General features: G+C 33.6%; 13 protein-coding genes and 1 pseudogene. 10 read left to right on the top strand and 4 right to left on the bottom strand.

Translation table 11 applies throughout. The features are described from left to right. Positions 1-123 precede the first annotated feature (123 nt). The 3 genes from pyrG (at position 124) to ABD935_RS15850 (ending at position 4,624) form a co-directional block, all read left to right on the top strand. The gene (pyrG, locus tag ABD935_RS15860; protein WP_345193745.1) at positions 124-1,758 is read left to right on the top strand and encodes a CTP synthase; all 1,635 of its coding nucleotides are present in this window, start codon (positions 124-126) and stop codon (positions 1,756-1,758) included. An 82-nt stretch (positions 1,759-1,840) separates the two neighbouring features. Next, on the top strand, positions 1,841-3,727 hold the full coding sequence (gene yidC, locus ABD935_RS15855) for a membrane protein insertase YidC (RefSeq protein ID WP_345193743.1): 1,887 nt from the start codon (positions 1,841-1,843) through the stop codon (positions 3,725-3,727). 189 nt (positions 3,728-3,916) lie between these two features. After that, the gene (locus tag ABD935_RS15850; RefSeq protein ID WP_345193741.1) at positions 3,917-4,624 is read left to right on the top strand and encodes a toxin-antitoxin system YwqK family antitoxin; all 708 of its coding nucleotides are present in this window, start codon (positions 3,917-3,919) and stop codon (positions 4,622-4,624) included. Positions 4,625-4,766: 142 nt separating this feature from the next. On the opposite strand, the gene ABD935_RS15845 is transcribed toward ABD935_RS15850, so the two are convergent. After that, positions 4,767-6,173: a fasciclin domain-containing protein gene (locus ABD935_RS15845; RefSeq protein ID WP_345193739.1), complete on the bottom strand. Its 1,407-nt coding sequence runs from the start codon at positions 6,171-6,173 to the stop codon at positions 4,767-4,769. 190 nt (positions 6,174-6,363) lie between these two features. Here ABD935_RS15845 and mnmA point away from each other — a divergent pair, with 190 nt between their 5' ends. The 7 genes and pseudogenes from mnmA to ABD935_RS15810 all read left to right on the top strand — a co-directional run bounded on the left by mnmA (position 6,364) and on the right by ABD935_RS15810 (position 13,429). Then, the gene (gene mnmA, locus ABD935_RS15840) at positions 6,364-7,551 is read left to right on the top strand and encodes a tRNA 2-thiouridine(34) synthase MnmA (protein WP_345193738.1); all 1,188 of its coding nucleotides are present in this window, start codon (positions 6,364-6,366) and stop codon (positions 7,549-7,551) included. 25 nt (positions 7,552-7,576) lie between these two features. Continuing rightward, positions 7,577-9,202: a S8 family serine peptidase gene (locus tag ABD935_RS15835; RefSeq protein ID WP_345193737.1), complete on the top strand. Its 1,626-nt coding sequence runs from the start codon at positions 7,577-7,579 to the stop codon at positions 9,200-9,202. Next, positions 9,202-10,143, top strand: coding sequence for an NAD(P)H-dependent flavin oxidoreductase (locus ABD935_RS15830; protein ID WP_345193735.1), 942 nt, complete (start codon positions 9,202-9,204; stop codon positions 10,141-10,143). Before ABD935_RS15835 ends, ABD935_RS15830 begins: the two co-directional genes overlap by 1 nt. 659 nt (positions 10,144-10,802) lie before the next feature. Next, positions 10,803-12,182 carry an MATE family efflux transporter gene (locus ABD935_RS15825; protein WP_345193732.1) on the top strand — a complete coding sequence of 460 codons (1,380 nt, stop codon included), beginning with the start codon at positions 10,803-10,805 and terminating at the stop codon, positions 12,180-12,182. 40 nt (positions 12,183-12,222) lie between these two features. Beyond that, positions 12,223-12,576, top strand: a pseudogene (locus ABD935_RS15820) (four helix bundle protein). Positions 12,577-12,619: 43 nt separating this feature from the next. Continuing rightward, complete coding sequence (locus tag ABD935_RS15815) at positions 12,620-12,847, top strand: hypothetical protein (RefSeq protein ID WP_345193730.1); 228 nt, start codon at positions 12,620-12,622, stop codon at positions 12,845-12,847. A 12-nt stretch (positions 12,848-12,859) separates the two neighbouring features. Beyond that, positions 12,860-13,429 (top strand): phosphatase PAP2 family protein, encoded by a 570-nt coding sequence (locus ABD935_RS15810; protein ID WP_345193728.1) that lies wholly within the window; start codon positions 12,860-12,862, stop codon positions 13,427-13,429. On the opposite strand, the gene meaB is transcribed toward ABD935_RS15810, so the two are convergent. The 3 genes from meaB to ABD935_RS15795 form a co-directional block, all read right to left on the bottom strand. Beyond that, positions 13,422-14,507: a methylmalonyl Co-A mutase-associated GTPase MeaB gene (gene meaB / locus ABD935_RS15805; RefSeq protein ID WP_345193726.1), complete on the bottom strand. Its 1,086-nt coding sequence runs from the start codon at positions 14,505-14,507 to the stop codon at positions 13,422-13,424. The two genes, ABD935_RS15810 and meaB, sit on opposite strands and share 8 nt — an antisense overlap. A 130-nt stretch (positions 14,508-14,637) precedes the next feature. Beyond that, positions 14,638-15,876 carry a hypothetical protein gene (locus tag ABD935_RS15800; RefSeq protein ID WP_345193724.1) on the bottom strand — a complete coding sequence of 413 codons (1,239 nt, stop codon included), beginning with the start codon at positions 15,874-15,876 and terminating at the stop codon, positions 14,638-14,640. Between the two features lie 596 nt (positions 15,877-16,472). Next, positions 16,473-17,135 (bottom strand): YceI family protein, encoded by a 663-nt coding sequence (locus ABD935_RS15795; protein ID WP_345193722.1) that lies wholly within the window; start codon positions 17,133-17,135, stop codon positions 16,473-16,475. Positions 17,136-17,144 lie beyond the last annotated feature (9 nt).

Genomic DNA, 17,144 nt, shown 5'->3' with positions numbered 1-17,144 from the left:
ACTCATATATCACAAAGTATTTTCTCTCAAATCATTGTTAACAACTCCCTTTTAAATAACTAAAAAACAATTCTGAAAAGACTATTTTAATTTTGTAAATTTGCCTGCGTTTATAAGCGCAACATGACAACTACAACAAAATACATTTTCGTAACCGGTGGGGTTACATCGTCCTTAGGAAAAGGCATCATAGCAGCATCTCTTGCTAAACTTTTACAAGCCCAGGGCTATCGAGTTACTATTCAAAAATTAGATCCTTATATCAATGTCGATCCAGGAACTTTAAATCCTTACGAGCATGGCGAATGTTATGTTACTGAAGATGGTGCAGAAACAGATTTAGATTTAGGGCACTACGAGCGTTTTTTAAACCGACCAACAAGTCAAGCAAATAATGTTACCACAGGGCGTATCTACCAAAGTGTGATTCAAAAAGAACGCCGTGGCGAATTTTTAGGAAAAACGGTTCAGGTTGTACCTCATATTACAGACGAGATTAAAGAACGCGTTCAGATTTTAGGCAAATCTGGCGATTACGATATCGTGATTACCGAGATTGGCGGAACGGTTGGCGATATAGAATCCTTACCGTATATAGAAGCCGTGCGTCAATTACGTTGGGACTTAGGTAAAGACAACGGTATTGTTATTCATTTAACTTTAGTACCATATTTATCTGCTGCTGGCGAATTAAAAACAAAGCCTACACAACATAGTGTAAAAACACTTATGGAAAGTGGGATACAAGCAGATATTTTAGTTTGCAGAACGGAATATGATTTACCTAAAGAATTACGCCGAAAACTAGCCTTATTTTGTAATGTTAAGGAAGAGGCCGTAATTCAGTCTATTGATGCTTCTACCATTTACGATGTGCCTAATTTAATGTTAGAAGAAGGTTTAGACAAGGTGGTCTTGGAAAAGTTAAACCTAAAAAGTACAAAGCCAAATATAGATATATGGAATAAGTTTGTACATCGTCATAAAAACCCTAAAACCGAAATTACTATTGGTTTAATTGGTAAGTATGTTGAATTACAGGATTCTTATAAATCTATTCTAGAATCTTTTATTCATGCAGGTGCAGAAAATGAAGTAAAAGTTAATGTTGAGTCAGTACATTCAGAATATATAAACTGTGATAACGCAAAATTAAAGTTAGGGCATTTAGATGGTGTTTTGGTGGCACCAGGTTTTGGAGAGCGTGGTATTGATGGTAAGATTGATGCGGTTAAGTATGTACGTGAAAACAATGTGCCTTTTTTAGGGATTTGTTTGGGTATGCAAATGGCAGTTATTGAGTTTTCTCGAAATGTATTAGGACTTACTGATGCAGATTCTACAGAAATGAAAGCAGATACCAGTAATCCTGTAATTGATTTAATGGAAGACCAAAAAACCATTACCGATAAAGGCGGCACCATGCGTTTGGGAGCTTGGGCATGCGATTTAAAAATAGGGTCTAAAGTTCGCGATATATATAAAGCTGAAAGTATTACCGAACGTCACAGACACCGGTACGAATTTAACAGTAAATATAAAGCACAAATTGAGGCTGCTGGTATGAAAGCTACAGGTTTAAACCCAGATACTGGCTTGGTAGAGATTGTTGAAATTCCGGAGCACCCTTGGTTTGTAGGGGTGCAATATCATCCAGAATATAAAAGTACAGTTGCAAATCCACACCCTTTGTTTGTGGCATTTGTAAAAGCAGCTTTTACTTATAAGAAAAAAAAGAAAAGTGCCACTATGGCATAATATAAACAGTGGATAGCTTATTGATAAGCTATTGTCATTCCAGCGTAAGCAGGAATCTTTTTAACCGATACGGAAAGAATACATGGAAGAAAAAAAATTAGATATTAATTCGATTATAGGGTTTGTACTTATATTCGGAATATTAGCTTATATGCTCTGGCAAAACCAACCAACGCCAGAAGAACTTGAAGCTCAGGAAAAAGCAAAACAAGAGCAGGTTGAAGCTGAACAAAAAGCCAAAGCGCAAGAACAAACGCTTGTTACAACTGCTGAGGATTATACTGTAGGTACATCGGTTGATTCTCTTCAGCAAATTCAATTAAAAAATAAGTTAGGTGCTTTTGCGTATTCTGCAATACATACTTCAAATGAAGAAACGGTTGTTGAAAGCGATTTATTAGCTTTAAAGTTTAGCAATAAAGGAGGGTATCTTTCTGAAGTTAAATTAAAGCAGTTCGTGGATTATGATTCCATTCCAATTTATATGATTAAGGATAAAAATGCATCCTTCAATATTAATTTTGGAACGACAGATAGTAGAATCTTAAATACTAAAGATTTGCCATTCATCCCTACAGTTACTAAAACGGGTGATGTAACGGTTATTTCTATGAAACTCAAGGTGTCTGAAAGTCAATTTTTAGAATACCGTTATGAGTTGAAACAAGGTGATTACATGATGGGTTTTGCTATTCGCTCGCAAGGATTGAGTCATATTATTAATAGTTCTCAAGCCATTAATTTAGATTGGAAGCTTAAAGGGTATCGTCATGCAAAGAGTATTTCTTATGAAAATAGATATACCGATATCCATTATGATTATGAGGATGGAAAAAGCGATTATACCAGAGATGGCGAAGATGACATAGAGGATGTTTCTTGGATAGGTTATAAGCAACATTTCTTTTCTTCAGTGTTATTAACAGACACACGTTTTAAAAACATTAAGGTAAAAACCGAAAATTTAGTTCAAGATGAAGAAATAGACACGGTTTATACTAAAAGTTTTGCTACAACAATTCCTTTAGAATTACAAGGTGGCGAAATCAATCAAAGTATGGATTGGTATTATGGGCCAAGTGATTTTAAAGTACTTAATAAGTATGATCGAAATTTAGATGAATTAGTACCCTTTGGTTGGGGACTTTTCGGATGGATAAACCGCTATATTTTTATGCCACTATTTGGCTTTTTAGGTGGGTTTATGTCTTATGGTATTGCTATTGTGGTAATGACTATTTTGGTGAAATTTTTATTGTCTTTTGTACAATACAAGCAGTTTTTATCGCAAGCAAAGATGAAAATTCTAAAGCCTGAATTGGATGCCATTAGAGAGAAGCATAAGGATAATAAAATGAAAGCACAACAAGAAACAATGGCGTTACAGAATAAGGCAGGAGCAAGTCCCATGGCGGGTTGTTTACCGGCTTTAATACAGCTGCCTGTGTTTTATGCACTGTTTCAATTTTTTCCATCGGCGTTCGATTTAAGACAAAAATCGTTCCTTTGGGCAGATGATTTATCATCTTACGATGTTATTGCCAACTTACCTTTCAATATTCCCTTTTATGGTAATCACGTGAGTTTGTTCCCAATATTAGCGTCTGTTGCTATCTTCTTTTACATGAGGTTGACTACAGGACAGAATATGGCAACACAGCCACAGCAAGAGGGTATGCCAGATATGGGGAAAATGATGAAGTACATGATGTATTTCTCTCCTATAATGATGTTGTTTTTCTTTAATAACTACGCCTCTGGTTTGAGTTTGTATTATTTCATTTCTAATCTAATTAGTATTGGAATTATATTGATTATTAAGAACTATATTCTAGATGAAGATAAAATCCATGCCGAAATGCAGGAGAAGAAAAAGAAGCCTAAAAAACAAGGGCGTTTTCAAAAGAAAATGGCAGATATGATGGAACAGGCAGAAAAGCAAAAGCAAGCTCAACAAAAACGTAAATAGATTTTGTCATGCTGAACTTGTTTCAGTATCTCATAAAAATTTTAAAGCTGTCAAAAAATAATTTGGCAGCTTTTTTGTTAATTACAATTACAATTTGAAATTGATTTTACCGTTTCAATTTTGTCATTCCTGCCTTTTCGTCTTCGCTCAAGATAGACTCCAGCAGGAATCTACTTTTAAATTTAGATTATGAAATGTTTTAAAATAAGCCTGGTTTTATTCTTAATGGCCAATTTGTTTATTTCTGCTCAGGAAGTCAACCAATTTGATGCTAACGGAAAGCGCCAAGGCACCTGGAAAAAGAATTTTGAAGGGACTAACCTTATTAGATATGAAGGTCAGTTTTCTCACGGAAAGGAAATAGGGCTATTTAAGTTTTATAAAAATTATAAGAAAAAAGCAATTCTGTCTGCTACTAAACAATTTAACGAAAAAGATAATATTGCTGATGTTAAGTTTTTAGCTTCCAGCGGTAAACTTATTAGCGAGGGACAAATGCATGGCAAAACATATATTGGTACTTGGAAATATTATCAAAAAAACTCTGATGAACTTCTAGCTTTAGAACATTATGATGACTCAGGTAAATTATCGGGAGAGCGTTTTGTGTATTATCCTAATGGTCAAATAGCGGAAAAGCAAAACTATAAAGCTGGCAAATTAGATGGTGCTTCTTTCTGGTATTCTGAAAAACATGTGGTTTTAAAAGAATTTATTTATGTGAATGGTGAATTACATGGCTATTCAAAATTTTATAATCCTAGAGGAGAATTAATTTCCGAAGGCACTTATAAAAATGGTAAGAAACATGGCGTCTGGAACTACTATGAAAACGGTAAGTTAGTTGATGAAAAAGATTTCACTTATAAACCTAAGCACATAAAAAAAACTCCTTAATTTCTTAAGGAGTCCTCTTTTTCATAGACAATTTTTAGTGGGAATTTACTAAATGACTGCCTACAATCAACAAACCAAACTAATTTTTCTTTTTCGATAGTTAAATATCATTTGTTTGACATTTGTTATAATTATTGTTTTTTTAAGGAAGTAGTACTTTGTCAATAACGTGTATAACGCCATTAGTTGCATGTACATCAAGTAAGCTAGGTATTAATTTTGCTGCAGGTGCATTTTCTCCTCCATCTAGTATAGTTAAACCACTTATAGTAACGCTTGTTCCATTCATCATTGGTACAGCACCATCAGCCACATCACTAGAGAATACGTATACACTTGGATCTACTACATGGTGTAATAAAATAGGTTGTAACTCAGCAGGAGTTGCAGCATCAATATAATCTTGATTTACTCCAGCGGCAAGGAAAGCTGTATCTGTAGGGGCAAATACTGTAAATGGTCCATCGCCTTGTAAAGCGCCAATTAATCCTGCTTTTGTTAATGCAGCTGCAAGTAATGTAAACTCTGGGTTACTAGCTGTTGCAAAGTCACTTACGATTTCTACTATATCTTTAGATGGTGGAATTAAGGTTCTGTTTATAACGTGAACCACACCGTTTGATGCCGGGATGTTAGCTGCATCCAAAACTACTTGAGTTTTACCATTTATACTAACGCTATCACCATCTTCTTTATTAGTTAAATAAAAGCTAAAACCTTCTAATAAAGTTGGAATTCCTTCGGATGCTATAGTAGTAGTAGGTAAATCAGTAGAAAGAATAGTACCATTTACTACGTGATAAGCTAAAACTTCATTTACAACATCTGCTACGGCTGCCAAATCTGTTATGCCAGCAGCTACAAAAGCATCGTTAGTTGGAGCGAACAAAGTTAATCCTTCGTCAGTTGGTCCGTTGCCTAATAGAAGTGCTAATATACTTGGGTCAGCAGCTTGAACTGCATCTATTAAAGTTGAAAAGTTTTTATTAAAATAAGCAGGAGCCACAATAGTTCCTACTATAGGCAGGATTGACGGTGGAACCATCACATTATCTATAATATGTACAACACCGTTGGTTGCAATACCATCAATCGCAATTACGGTTGCATTTGCAATTGTAACGCTATTGCTATTAGCAACAACATCTGCATCTTCTCCACTAGCCATAGTAATAGTTCCAGATGTTACTTGACTTGCTTCTAATGCGGCTGCAGTGTAAACATGATATTGTAGAACACTTTTTAAAACATCTTCAGGTATGTCATTAATAGAAGCTTGACCTATTGCATTAAGTAAGGCATCGAATGCATCGTCGTTAGGAGCAAAAACAGTAAATGTCCCATCACTACTTAATAAATCTACTAAGTCTGGATATTTTGTAAGCGCTAAAACTAATTGAGATAATTGATTTGTTGACGAAGCAATTTCTACAATGCTTTGAGTTGGAACAAATTCGATGATATCATTATCATCATCGCTACATGAAAAGGTTAATAATGTGAATACAAGTAATGCTGAAAACAGTTTTAAACTTTTTAAATTTTTCATTTTTTTAATTTTAAATGGTTTGTAAATATTTTGTTCACCAAATATAACATAACATTAAACAAAAAACCAAATTTTGTTTCATCTTTTTTTAAAAAAAATAAACAAAAGTGTATTTCATCGATCATCCAGTAGCTGATAATGGGCATTACATATAACAATTATATGTATCTTTGTACACTAATTTTTAAAAATGAAACGAGTAGTTATTGGGCTTTCGGGTGGTGTTGATTCTAGTGTTGCAGCATACGTCTTGCAGCAACAAGGGTACGAGGTTATTGGCTTGTTTATGAAAAACTGGCATGATGATTCGGTTACTATATCTAATGAATGTCCTTGGTTAGATGATAGTAACGATGCTATGTTGGTCGCCGAAAAATTAGGTATTCCGTTTCAAACCGTTGATTTAAGTGAACAATATAAAGAGCGTATAGTAGATTATATGTTCCATGAATATAAAAAAGGAAGAACCCCAAACCCAGATGTGCTTTGCAATAGGGAAATAAAGTTTGACGTTTTTATGAAAATTGCTTTAGAACTTGGTGCCGATTTTGTGGCAACTGGACATTATTGCAGAAAAGGAACCATTCAAAAAGAAGGAAAAGATATTTATCAATTATTATCAGGTGTTGATGGTAATAAAGATCAATCCTATTTTTTATGTCAGTTATCGCAAGAACAATTAGCAAAATCTCTATTTCCAATTGGGGAGTTAACAAAACCACAAGTCCGTGAGATTGCTTCCGAATTAGATTTAGTAACCGCGGAAAAGAAAGATTCGCAAGGCCTTTGCTTTATAGGTAAGGTAAAGCTGCCCGATTTTCTTCAGCAACAGCTAAAACCTAAAGAAGGCGTTATTGTCGAAATTCCAAGAGAACAAGATATATTCAATCAAGTTAAAACAGAATTTAATTCTGAAGAAGACAAACTAGCTTATTTATCTCGAAAAATTGATTACCAAATTGATTATGGTAAAATCGTAGGTAAGCACCAAGGTGCACATTACTTCACTAAAGGACAGCGAAAAGGACTAGCCGTTGGAGGTACCATTGAGCCTTTGTTTGTTATAGATACCGATGTTTCGGCCAATGTAATCTATACAGGCCAAGGAAAAGAACATCCTGGATTATATAAAAAGGCCTTATTTGTTACTAATGAAGAATTGCATTGGGTTCGTGAAGACTTAGCCTTAAATGTTGGTGAAACCATGAATGTAAAGGCTCGGATTCGTTATCGTCAAGCATTGGAAAGCGCCATATTACATAAAGTAGATTCAGGCTTGTATGTTGAGTTTGAAAACCCGCAATCGGCAATTACCGAAGGGCAATTTGTAGCATGGTATATTGGTGACGAATTACTAGGTTCGGGAGTTATTTCTTAACTTAGTTGTTCCAAATCGTTAAATCATGAATTTAAAAGTATTGGTTCTCATCTTTATTAGTTTACCTCTATCGATGCTTGCTCAAGAAGATGCATGGGTGTATTTGTCTGATAAGGAAAATGTATCGGCATCAATAGCAAACCCGATAAGCATCCTTACTCAAAAGGCCATTAATAGAAAAAATAATCACGGTGTCGTTATAGACGAACGCGATATTCCAGTAAATGAAGCGTACATTACTGCGCTCAAAAATAGTACAGGTATAACTGTCATGGCAAAATCCAAATGGTTTAATGCGGTGCATGTTAGAGGAAGTCAGACAGATATTCAAGCATTAACAAGTTTAACTTTTGTAAATACAATTCATTTTGCTGACAAAAGCTTAAACGCCAAAACCACAAAAGCAAAACACAAGCAAAGCCAACCATCTAAATTAGAAAGCACTTTTACAATATTTAACTACGGAAGTGCGGCAAACCAAATAGAGATGTTTAATGGCGATGATTTGCACCTTGCCAATTACACAGGAACAGGAATGACAGTGGCTGTTTTAGATTCTGGTTTCCCTAATGTACATATAATGACATCATTTCAAAGATTACGAGATGCTGGTCATGTATTGGGGAGTTATGATTTTGTGAATAGAGATACTGATGTTTATACCAGCACAACAAGCAGTCATGGTACTTGGGTTTTAAGTGTTATGGCTGGCTATATTGAAAATGAATTTGTGGGTACTGCACCAGATGCATCGTATTATTTATTTATTACTGAGGATGCTCCTAATGAAAACCCCGTTGAAGAAAGTTATTGGGTGGAAGCTGCAGAACGCGCAGATAGTTTGGGTGTAGATGTCATTAATACATCGTTGGGGTATACAACTTATGATAATTCCAATTATAGCTATGCACCAGCCAATATGGATGGAAATACGGCATATATAACCAAAGGTGCAAACATCGCTTTTGAAAAAGGTATGCTCTTGGTTAATTCTGCAGGAAACTCAGGAAGACCAACTGATCCATGGCAGATTGTAGGAGCTCCAGCAGATGCAGCCGGGGTTTTGAGTATTGGCGCCGTTGATGCTATTGGTGTCCTTGCAGATTTTAGTTCAAAAGGCAATGCAACTCAGCCCTCCCATAAGCCAGATGTGGTTGCTCAAGGAGAGGCTAGCTATATTATTACGGAAAATGATGTTATTGCCACAGCCAATGGAACGTCTTTCAGTTCGCCAATTTTAGCTGGAGGTATAGTCTGTTTATGGCAAGCATTACCAAACAAAACCAATGCCGAAATTATGCAATTAGTTAGGGAATCGGGTTCTCAATATACTGCACCAGATTATTTTTTAGGTTATGGCATTCCTGATATGCAATTGGCACTTAATATGGGATTATCCGTTGAAGATAATGAAAATAATGATTTAAATATTTTTCCTAATCCAACAAAAGGTATGATTTATATAAGCTTACCTTCAGATAGCACCGTGTTGTCAGCAAAAATTTTTAATGTTTTAGGTGAAGAAATAAACACGTTTATAATTTCGAATAGCAATAATTCTATTGATGTGTCAAGATTGTCAAATGGTTTATATATATTAAAATTTGAAACAAATAAAACTTCAAAGTTATTTAAGATTATAAAAAACTGATGCCAAATAGAATCACTCAATTATTCAATATTAAATACCCTATCATTCAAGCAGGAATGATTTGGAACAGTGGTTGGAGATTGGCATCGGCATCTAGTAATTCTGGAATATTAGGTCTTATAGGTGCTGGTTCTATGTATCCTGAGGTGTTGCGTGAACATATTCAAAAATGTCAAAAAGCAACCAATAAACCTTTTGGTGTTAATGTACCCATGCTATATCCAAACATCCAAGAGATTATGGATATTATCTTTGAAGAAGGTGTTAAGATTGTTTTCACGTCCGCAGGAAATCCAAAAACATGGACTAATTGGTTAAAAGAAAGAGATATAACCGTTGTTCATGTAGTTAGTAGTGTAAAGTTTGCATTAAAAGCTCAAGAAGCTGGTGTTGATGCCATTGTAGCCGAAGGTTTTGAAGCTGGTGGCCATAATGGTCGTGATGAAACTACAACGCTTACACTTATTCCAATGGTGAAAGAACAAATTCAAATTCCTTTAATAGCCGCAGGTGGTATTGCGACTGGTAAAGCGATGTTAGCCACCATGGTTTTAGGGGCAGATGGCGTGCAAGTAGGAAGCCGGTTTGTAGCTAGCGAAGAAAGTTCAGCACATCAAGCTTTTAAGCAAGTTGTAGTTGATGCTAAAGAAGGCGATACGCAATTAACTTTAAAAGAATTAGCGCCTGTAAGATTAATTAAAAATAAGTTTTATAATACTATTCAAGAACTTTATAAAACATCCCCAACTCCAGAACAATTAAAAGAATTGCTAGGGCGCGCGCGTGCAAAAAAAGGGATGTTTGAAGGCGATTTAGAGGAAGGCGAATTAGAAATTGGACAAATAGCAGGGTTAATTCATGATATAAAACCAGTAGCACAAATTGTTGAAGATATGATGCGTGAATTTGAAATTGCTAAACGTAATATTTTAAACTTATAGTTTTAATATTCAAAATAGTTATTGTAAATACAAATAGATAATAATCTCTAAAAAAAGAGGCTATCTCTAATTCTGAGATAGCCTCTTTAAAATTTAGAAACGATAAGCTTCAATTTCTTTTAAAATCCCTATTATACCAATTATAACTTAAAAGAAGCTTAATAAAACGTCCTTTTTTCCTTTCTTTTTCATTAAAAAAAGAAACCGTAACTAAGGCTATGCTTTATTTTTTTGTAAATCAAATAAAGAAAAAAATAATCATTTTATTTTAATCTCATTTTAAATCATAATTGGTATTAAACAAAAGCTAAATTTATTTCTAATAATAATAGATAAACGTTTAATTAACGTTGAGGATTATAATATACAAAATAAATATCTCCTTTACAGATGTTTATGGGTTTATTTTGTGTTACTAGTATTTAGAAATATCTATTTTTTAGAAATTTTTTATTTAAAACTCGATAAACTAAGAGTCTGTTTAAGAATTTATGATTAGAATTTTTATAGGCTATTTTTGATGCAGTATAAGGCAAAATATTTAAGCGTAGCCATAGTTACGGTTCAAAATTTTAACGAAATAATGCGCAAAAAGGGGCATAAAAAAATAATTGACGGATTTTTAAACAGACTCTAAGGCTAAAGTTTATTTTTGCGCTATGCAATTAAGAGACTATACTAAAGAGTTTAAATACAATTGGCAACTTGCTGCGCCAGTGATGTTAGGCATGTTAGGGCATACTTTTGTTAGCTTTGTGGACAATATTATGGTGGGACAACTAGGTACTGCAGAATTAGCTGCGGTATCTTTAGGTAATAGTTTTATGTTTATAGCCATGTCTTTAGGTATAGGTTTTTCTACTGCTATTACACCTTTAATTGCTGAAGCAGATGCAGCGAATGATTTCGTTAAAGGGAAATCGTCCTTTAAACATGGTCTATTTTTGTGTACGATTTTAGGTGTGCTGCTTTTTTTATTGGTGTTTTTCGCAAAACCTTTAATGTATTTAATGAAACAACCCATTGAGGTTGTTGAGTTAGCTATTCCATATTTGGATTTAGTCGCATTTTCTTTAATTCCTTTAATTATTTTTCAAGGATTTAAGCAATTTAGTGATGGGTTGTCCATGACCAAATATCCCATGTACGCCACACTAATTGGGAATATTATAAACATAATTTTAAATTATTTATTGATTTTTGGAAAGTTTGGTTTCCCTGAAATGGGTATTGTTGGAGCTGCTTATGGCACTTTAGCGTCAAGAATCATAATGGTTTGGTATTTATGGTTTTTATTAAGAGGAAAAGAAAAATCGAAAGCTTTTGTAACACACATTAAATGCTTTGTTTTAGACAAGTTGATGCTAAATAAAATTATCAATTTAGGAGCGCCTAGTGCCATGCAAATGTTTTTTGAGGTTGCCATATTCACAGCAGCAATTTGGCTTAGTGGTTTGTTAGGTAAAAATCCACAGGCAGCAAATCAAATAGCTCTTAATTTAAGCTCCATGACATTTATGGTTGTTATGGGGTTAAGCGTAGCCGCTATGATACGTGTTGGTAATCAAAAAGGGTTACAGGCCTATTTTGAATTGCGTCGTATTGCATTTTCGTTATTTTTAATGGGTATTCTATTTGCCATTGGTTTTGCCATTATTTTCTTTGCATTCCATAATTACTTGCCAAAAATTTATGTGGATTATGATGATGCTAAAAACTTAATGGATAACACCGAAGTCGTTAGTATAGCTTCAAAATTATTAATTGCTGCTGCAATTTTTCAAATAAGCGATAGTATACAGGTTCTTGTTTTAGGAGCGTTACGCGGATTGCAAGATGTTAAAATCCCAACTATTATTACTTTTATTTCTTATTGGTTAATAGGCTTCCCAATAAGCTGGTTTTTAGGAAAAGAAGATGCTTATGGTAGTTTTGGTATTTGGTTGGGTTTATTGGCCGGATTAACTACTGCTGCTATTTTGTTATATATTAGGTTTAATTATTTAACTAAAAGGTTAATTCAAAAAAGTTTAAAGTGAACTAAAGTGCCTTAAGTATTTAAAATTAAAAAAGTAATCTATAACAAATAAAGAATTTGCTGTAAAACTTGAAAAAAGAACCGTTAAATTTGCAATAGAAATTATAAATTTATCGACAAGTTTACCAAATACAACAGAAGCTTTGGTATTAAGAAATCAATTGACTAAATCTGGAACTTGCGTTGGTGCTAATTATAGGGAAGCAAACCGGTAAAGAAGTCCGAGAGATTTTTTAAATAAAATTAAAATTAGTTTGGGTGAAGCCAGCGAGTCTGACTATTGGTTAGAAATAATTGAAGAATTAAAATTGGGAAATAATACAGCTTTAAAGGATTTAAGAAAAGAAGCAAAAGAACTTTTAGCAATTTTCACTTCAATAGCAAACAAACTATAAACTTTAGTGCACTTTAGGCACTTATAACTTAAAACTATAATTAATGAGTCTTCCAAAATTTATACTAGGTGATAACACTGAATATCCAAATGCTATTTATGTAATCCATACGGAATTTCCGAGGTTTATTATAAATCTTGAAAATGATGAAGTAGAATGGTTTGAGGATTTTGATGCTGAAGACCAAAAAGAATTAGAAAAAGAAACAGAAAATGCCATAAAAGACGCTACTGACTTTTATGATAGCGAAGTAGCTAAATACGAAGATTAATATGATTAGCACATGATTGAAAAACTTTTGCAAAGCGATACTGAATTATTCCTTTTTTTGAATAGCTCAGGTTCTGAAACGTGGGATAACTTATGGCTAATTATAACCCATAAACTCACTTTCATTCCTTTATATGCTTTGTTGTTATTTTTGCTTTACAAAAAATACGGCTTAAAATCATTATTGGTTTTTGTTGTGGTTGTTGCTCTAATGATAACATTTACAGACCAGATAACAAATGTATTTAAGCGCGGTTTTCAAAGACCAAGACCGTGTGGTGAAGCTGACTTAATAGATCAGATGCGTTTTATAGCAGTACGTTGTGGTAAATATGGGTTTTTCTCGGGGCATTCTTCAAACTCAATGGCGGCAGCCGTTTTTGCTGGTTTAATGCTAAAACCGTATTATAAAAACTTAATATTTGTATTATTGTTTTGGAGCTTAGTCGTAGCTTATAGTAGGATTTATGTTGGCGTACATTATCCTATAGATATTGTTAGCGGATTAACTTTTGGTGCAATTTCAGGATTTTTGTTTTATAAATTAAGTCACTATTTGTTAAAGCGATTTGTGACTAAGTAATGGTATGCTTTAATTTCAATAAATAATCAGCAGCAGCAAAAGGTGTGGTTTGATTGGTTTCAATAAGTCGTAATTGTTTTTTTAGTTCTTTTTTGATTTTAGGTGTGTTGAAAAAATCCGATTTCAATTGTTCTTCTATAGTTTGAATGAGCCAAAATTTATTCTGTTCGTTTCGTTTTGTATTGAAATAATTATTTTTAGAAGTGACTTCAACATACTCCAAAATAATATCCCAAATGGCATCAATGCCTTCATTTTGTATTGCGCTGCAAAGCGTTACTTTAGGTTGCCAATTTGACGATTTTTTAGGGTAGAGGTGAAGCGCTCTACTGAATTCTGCTTTGGCAAGTTTTGCTTTTTTTAAATTGTCGCCGTCTGCTTTATTAATAGCTATAGCATCTGCCATTTCAATAATACCGCGTTTTATGCCTTGTAGTTCGTCGCCAGCTCCAGCTAACTTCAACAGTAAAAAGAAATCGACCATACTGTGTACCGTGGTTTCACTTTGACCTACACCAACCGTTTCTATAATAATCACATCAAAACCTGCAGCTTCACATAAAATGATAGTTTCTCTGGTTTTTCTGGCTACACCACCTAAAGAATCGCCCGAAGCCGACGGACGAATAAAAGCATTATCATCTTTTACCAAATCTTCCATTCTAGTTTTATCGCCTAGAATACTACCTTTAGTAATAGTACTACTAGGGTCTATGGCAAGTACGGCAACTCGTTTTCCTAGAGTTGTTAAATGCTTCCCAAATGCTTCTATAAAGGTGCTTTTTCCAACCCCGGGAACACCTGTAATCCCAATACGAATAGCATTGTTAGCATAGGGTAGGCATGCCTTTATAATGGTGTTTGCTTTTTCTAGATGTTTGGGGTTTTTGCTTTCAATAAGGGTGATAGCACGACTTAATGCTGTAATATCCTTATTTAAAATAGATGCTATTAGTGTGTCTATATCAACTTCAGCCTTGCGTTTAGCCTTAATAGATTTAATTGAAGCTGAATTAGTGATTTCTGAAATAGAAATACCTTTCTTTTCTTCTAAAGCCGATTTAGTTTTTTTTGCCATAGCCTGTCCCGATTCTTTATCCAGGAATACATAAATGTTTGACTAATTTACAATTTTATTTTCTTTAGAATTGAACTCAACTTTACTTTTTAAATTTCTAAATAACGGTTAAAATATCCTGAAATAGTAGCTAAAGTCTTGTATTTATAATATTATTATAAGCTGAGCCAAAGGTGTAAGTAAGCCCAACAGTGAAACCTAAATCAAAATCTGTGGCTATTTGTTTTTGTTGAAGCAGGACATCTTCTAAGGATGCATTGCCGGCAGGTAAATTAATTTGGTCTCTGATAAATTGTAAGTCACCAGAAAATCGAACTGAAAATCCCTTTAATACACGAATTGATAAACTACTATTAACTTGCAGTCTATTCTTAGAAAAGTTTTCTAAAAAAGTAGAGGCTCTAATTCTGGAATACACATTTCCCCATGGTTGCCTGTATCTTACTTGCATTTCAAAAGAGTGGTTAAGGATAAGTTCAGAATTCTCATTGAAAATTGTAGTTTCAATATAGTCGTTATAGTTAAATCCAATTTTGTAAGCAAATACTATTTCTCTTTTCAGTACTTCGCTATAAGGAAAAATATTGTACTCTATGGCTGGAGAAACACCTGTAGAAAAATCTATATTGGCAAAGGTGTCATATCTAAAATGAGTAAATATACCTGTAGACCAATGGTCGGACACGCTGCGCACAACACTGGCTGCTCCCCAATAGCGTTTTCTTTCACTTGTAAAAGTTTCGTCATTACGGACAAACTCACTATGTAATTGACTCAGCTGAAAATCTGCTCTTACACGCCATTTATCGGTAACACGATCGCTTTCTAGACCTATTTTGTATTCGAATTTTTTACGACTAGACTCTTTATTGAATTTTGCTTGTCCGAAAACTTCGAATATCCAGTTGCGCCAGGGGTCATAAAAATCAGATTCTTTAGTCTCTGTTTTTCCTTTTATCCTATAAGTAACTCTATTAGCTAAATCGGATTCAAGAATATATTTGAGTAGCCCCTTTTTTATACGCCAGACTAATCGTTTGCGGACATCATCTGCTGTCATGTTAGCATTAGAATCAAAAGTTAGTGTATTGGTTATACCTTCAAAAGAAGAAGTGCCTGTAAACTCTAGCTTGTATGTTTTCCCTCCGCTACCATTAGCAATATCATATATAAATATCTGTATGTTAGCCAAGCCTTGGTCTCGAACGTGACTGATATTCTTAATTTCTTGTCTTATGTAATTTTTATCGCAGTTACATTCTACAAATAACTTTATGCTTTCTTTTTCTCCTGATTGCCCAAAAGAAAACAGTGGGCTTAAAAATAAAATTATAAAGAAGTAATTAAAATTGTAAGTTCGTATAATCATAAATATATTTTGATAAAATTATTAAGGAATGTATTGAGAAATATTCAGCATTATCTTTCTGTTGTTTGTATTCAGTTGCTTGCATTGTTTGTAAAGAACTTAATCTTGCTGTGTGAGCATAGTTACTTGAGTATGAATAAAAATTTTTAAAGTAATTTTCTTCAAATCCAGCGTTAATAGCTAGTTGGTTCTAATTGAAATTTATTTTCCACTTTCCTTTTTCAATTTTTGTTTTTTGTTTTTTGTTTTTCGGGGTTTTTAATAAAATAAGGGCTTTTTTTAATTATTTTTAGTTTTTCTTCTATAAATTTAGCTAAAATTTTCAGTTTGAAAGGTTCGCTGTAATGTCTAATTACTTTGCCAATTTTAAACATAATGTTTAAAATTATGTAGCCTTTATTCAGGACGGGTCAGAAGTTCGTTTAATGTGTTTTGGAATATGAATCCGTTTTAATGATTTATGTTCAACATTACTGAAACAAGTTCAGCACATGTAAACGAAGGTAGTTGAAATTTTTCACAACGTTAAGTTTCAATTAAAACAAAAAACCACCTCATTTGAAGTGGTTTTTAAATAAAATCATGTGCTTTATCAATTAAGACTTAGCAGCCTTAACCATAATTTTTAATTCAATATCATCATTAATAAATTTATCCCCTAAATTATCAAAGAAGGATTTAGAACCATATTTCACATTCCATTTACTTCTATCAATAGTAAAAGCATCACTAGTAAGTGTAAGTGCACCATCTATATTGCTAACAGTTACGGGAAAGGTAATATTGTTCTTCGTTTCTTTAAGCGATAAATTTCCAGAAAGCATCAATTTTCCATCAACTTCTTTTAAGCCAGTAATAGTAAAACTAGCATTTGGATATTTTTCAACATCAAAAAAGTCAGCACTCGATAAATGACCTTGGAGCTTGGCATTGTCTTTGTCATCAGCAGGGATATCGCTAACAACAATAGAAGTCATATCAATAATAAATGAGCCTCCAACAATTTTTCCGTTAGCAACATTAAATGAGCCACGCTCAAGAGTAATAGTTCCATGATGTGAGCCTGTTGGTTTAAAACCTTTCCATTCAATAGTAGACTCCGCTGTGTTTACTAAATAAGCTTCATGATCTATGGTTGTTTCAGTTGTAGCAGGTGTTTCAGCTTCAGTTGTAGTGGCTTCTTTCGCTTTGTCTTTACATGCCGTAACAGAAATTATTAAAGCCGAAATAAATAAAATAGTTGCAAAATTCTTTTTCATTTTAAAATA

It is taken from the genome of Algibacter agarivorans, from assembly GCF_039543245.1.
Lineage (GTDB): Bacteria > Bacteroidota > Bacteroidia > Flavobacteriales > Flavobacteriaceae > Algibacter_G > Algibacter_G agarivorans.
Note: the sequence above shows the minus strand (reverse complement) of the source record. Positions and strands in the feature narration are given on the sequence as shown.

What these genes read in the sequence shown, in the direction of transcription:
- ABD935_RS15795 (WP_345193722.1), bottom strand. Translation starts at nt 17,135, where the DNA reads ATGAAAAAGAATTTTGCAACTATTTTATTTATTTCGGCTTTAATAATT.
- ABD935_RS15830 (WP_345193735.1), top strand. Translation starts at nt 9,202, where the DNA reads ATGCCAAATAGAATCACTCAATTATTCAATATTAAATACCCTATCATT.
- ABD935_RS15835 (WP_345193737.1), top strand. Translation starts at nt 7,577, where the DNA reads ATGAATTTAAAAGTATTGGTTCTCATCTTTATTAGTTTACCTCTATCG.
- ABD935_RS15845 (WP_345193739.1), bottom strand. Translation starts at nt 6,173, where the DNA reads ATGAAAAATTTAAAAAGTTTAAAACTGTTTTCAGCATTACTTGTATTC.
- ABD935_RS15825 (WP_345193732.1), top strand. Translation starts at nt 10,803, where the DNA reads ATGCAATTAAGAGACTATACTAAAGAGTTTAAATACAATTGGCAACTT.
- ABD935_RS15810 (WP_345193728.1), top strand. Translation starts at nt 12,860, where the DNA reads ATGATTGAAAAACTTTTGCAAAGCGATACTGAATTATTCCTTTTTTTG.
- meaB (WP_345193726.1), bottom strand. Translation starts at nt 14,507, where the DNA reads ATGGCAAAAAAAACTAAATCGGCTTTAGAAGAAAAGAAAGGTATTTCT.
- ABD935_RS15800 (WP_345193724.1), bottom strand. Translation starts at nt 15,876, where the DNA reads ATGATTATACGAACTTACAATTTTAATTACTTCTTTATAATTTTATTT.
- yidC (WP_345193743.1), top strand. Translation starts at nt 1,841, where the DNA reads ATGGAAGAAAAAAAATTAGATATTAATTCGATTATAGGGTTTGTACTT.
- mnmA (WP_345193738.1), top strand. Translation starts at nt 6,364, where the DNA reads ATGAAACGAGTAGTTATTGGGCTTTCGGGTGGTGTTGATTCTAGTGTT.
- ABD935_RS15815 (WP_345193730.1), top strand. Translation starts at nt 12,620, where the DNA reads ATGAGTCTTCCAAAATTTATACTAGGTGATAACACTGAATATCCAAAT.
- pyrG (WP_345193745.1), top strand. Translation starts at nt 124, where the DNA reads ATGACAACTACAACAAAATACATTTTCGTAACCGGTGGGGTTACATCG.
- ABD935_RS15850 (WP_345193741.1), top strand. Translation starts at nt 3,917, where the DNA reads ATGAAATGTTTTAAAATAAGCCTGGTTTTATTCTTAATGGCCAATTTG.